This is a genomic window from Parasynechococcus sp., assembly GCF_042954245.1.
In the GTDB taxonomy this organism is placed as follows: domain Bacteria; phylum Cyanobacteriota; class Cyanobacteriia; order PCC-6307; family Cyanobiaceae; genus Parasynechococcus.
This window is the reverse complement of the sequence record NZ_JBGKDP010000024.1, coordinates 1-2,812: the sequence shown is the minus strand read 5'-3', so window position 1 is coordinate 2,812 and position 2,812 is coordinate 1. Positions and strand designations below refer to the sequence as shown.

Sequence of the window (2,812 nt, the reverse complement as noted above, 5' to 3'; positions counted from 1 at the left end):
CGAGAGCCCCATTCGCTCCGGCTGCCGCCGCTTCCTTAGTAGCCTCCACCGCCTCCGCAGTCGAGTTGCTACCCGTGCCCGCCAACACCTTGACGTTGCTGCCTACGGCATCACGCACTGCTTGTAGTAGCTGCAGCTGCTCGTCCCAACTGAGGGTCGGGGATTCGCCGGTGGTACCGCACACCAGCAGTCCGTCGGAGCCCTGCTCCACCAGATGACGCGCCAGCTGTGCGGCGATGGTTAGATCCACAGCACCGCTCGCATCAAAGGGGGTCACCATCGCGGTGACCACACGGCCAAAGGGCGTTGGGGAGAGGGTGGCGGCCTGGGTCATCACTTCTGAATCAACAGTTCAGCGATCTGAACAGCATTGAGCGCCGCTCCTTTGCGGATCTGATCCCCACACAGCCAGAGCTCCAGAGCATTGACATCACTGATGTCCTGACGGATCCGTCCGATCGCCACCGGATCGCGACCGGTCACATCCGTGGGCATCGGGAAACGGTTCGCCGCCGGGTCGTCAATCAACTCCACACCGGGGGCAGCCGCCAAAAGTTCACGGGCCTCATCCACCGGAAAGGAGGACTCGAACTCGATGTTCACCGCTTCGGAATGGGCCCGCAGCACGGGCACCCGCACGCAGGTAGCGGTGAAGCGCAGATCCGGCAGATCCATGATCTTGCGGGTCTCGTTCACCATCTTCATCTCCTCCTCGCAGTAGCTGTTGGCCTGCAGAGGGGAGTTGTGCAGAAAGAGATTGAAAGCCAATGGATAAGGGAGCACCTCTCCCTTCGGCGTACCGCCGTCCAGAACCGTCTGCGAAAGATTTTTCAGCTCTTCTATGGCGCGGGCACCGGCACCACTGGCGGATTGGTACGTGCTCACCACCACCCGGCGCATCGCCCGCTTCGCTGCCAGAGGAGCCAAAGCCAGGGTGAGCAGGATCGTGGTGCAATTCGGATTGGCGATCACGCCCTTGTGGGCGAAGGCCGCCTCGGGATTGACCTCCGGCACCACCAGCGGCACACCGTCCTCCATCCGGAAGGCACTGGAGTTATCCACCATCACCGCACCTGCAGCGGTGATTGCCTCGCGCCACTGCTTCGAAACAGAACCACCGGCCGACGCCAACACCAGATCGACCCCTTCAAAGGATTGGGCCGAGACCTCTTCCACCGTGAGGGTGCGACCATTCCAGATCTGGGTCTGACCAGCCGAACGGGCCGACGCCAGCAGCTTCAGCTCGCCAACGGGGAAACGGCGCTCCTCAAGCAGCAGCAGCAGTTCCTGGCCAACAGCACCGCTGGCACCGAGAACAGCAACGTTGAGAGGACGGTTGGGAAGGGTCGAGGACAAGCGGTGGAGTGAACGATCTGAACGAAAACCCGTCGTTTCTCGAAACCGACATCACTGCATAGAGATCGTGATGCCGCGATGCGACCGGCTCAGCTTACCGATCCAGCCCCAATTCACCCGTTGCATAAAGTGTTGGGCTGCCCTTTCCCTTCCCCCATGAGCGCTGCAGCCCTGAAGGTGACCACCGAAGCCCGCCCCAGCAGCCGCCTGGCGGTAACGGTCACCGTTCCTGGGGAGCGCTGCAAGACGAGTTACGACGACGCGATCACCAGCCTCAGCCGCAGCATCAACCTGCCGGGCTTCCGCAAGGGCAAAGTGCCGCGCACCGTGCTGGTGCAGCAGCTGGGTGGCGTGCGGATCAAAGCCACGGCCCTGGAAAAGCTGATCGATAACGCCTGGCGAGACGCCATCAAGCAGGAATCGCTGGAACCGATCAGTCAGCCCGATTTGAGCAGTGGTTTCGACGGCCTGCTGGAGAGCTTTGAGCCCGGAAAAGAACTCACCTTCACCCTAGAAGCCGATGTAGCTCCGACGCCGAAACTAAAAACCACCAAGAGCCTGAAGGTGGAATTCGAAACCGTCACCTACGACGCCTCCCGTATCGACGCGATGCTCGAGGACTCGCGCAAGCAGATAGCCACGGTCGTTCCCGTGGAAGGTCGCGCCGCAAAGAACGGTGACATTGCTGTATTGGGCTTCAAGGGCACCTACAGCGATGACGGCAGCGAGATCGAGGGCGGCAGTGCCGATTCGATGGATGTGGACCTGGAAAACGGCCGGATGATCCCCGGCTTCATTGAAGGGGTCATCGGCATGAAGGTCGGCGAGACCAAAACCGTGGATTGCCAGTTCCCCGACGACTATCCGAAGGAGGACGCCCGTGGACGCAAGGCCGCCTTCAAGATCGAACTGAAGGACCTCAAGACCCGCGAACTGCCCGAACTGGACGACGCCTTCGCCAAGCAGGCAAGCGAACAGGAAACTCTGGCGGACCTGCGCAAAGACCTGGAACAGCGCCTCAAGGACGACGCGGAACGGCGTCAGACCAGCAACCGCCGCGATGCCCTCGTCGCCGCACTGGTGGAGCAGCTCGAGGTGGAACTGCCGGAAGCCCTGATCCAACAAGAAAGCCGCAACCTGCTGGAGCAGACCGCAACCCAATTCGCCCAACAGGGAATGGATGTGAAGTCGCTGTTCACACCCGACCTGGTGCGCAACCTGATGCAGAACTCCCGCCCTGAAGCCGAGGAACGGCTGCGCCGCAGTTTTGCCCTCACCGCCCTGGCTGAAGCGGAGGACATCAAGCTCGACGACAAGGACGTGGACGCCAAGATCAAGGAAGTGAAGAAGGAACTCTCCGCCGACGCCAAGATCGATCCGGAACGCCTCCGCCAGGCCGTGATGGATGACCTCATGCAGGATCGTTTGATGGGCTGGCTCGAGGAAAACAGCACCC

3 protein-coding genes are annotated in these 2,812 nt (G+C 61.5%); 1 reads left to right on the top strand and 2 read right to left on the bottom strand.

The window, feature by feature from the left end:
- A partial coding sequence (locus tag ACGVJ8_RS00810) for a dihydrodipicolinate synthase family protein (protein ID WP_392345044.1) occupies nucleotides 1-334 on the bottom strand: 334 nt, incomplete at its 3' end.
- Nucleotides 334-1,356 (bottom strand): aspartate-semialdehyde dehydrogenase, encoded by a 1,023-nt coding sequence (locus ACGVJ8_RS00805; protein WP_392345043.1) that lies wholly within the window; start codon nucleotides 1,354-1,356, stop codon nucleotides 334-336. The genes ACGVJ8_RS00810 and ACGVJ8_RS00805, both read right to left, overlap by 1 nt.
- Before the next feature lie 156 nt (nucleotides 1,357-1,512).
- Between ACGVJ8_RS00805 and tig the strand changes: the two genes are divergently transcribed.
- The coding region (gene tig / locus ACGVJ8_RS00800) for a trigger factor (RefSeq protein WP_392345042.1) at nucleotides 1,513-2,812 on the top strand (1,300 nt) is incomplete at its 3' end.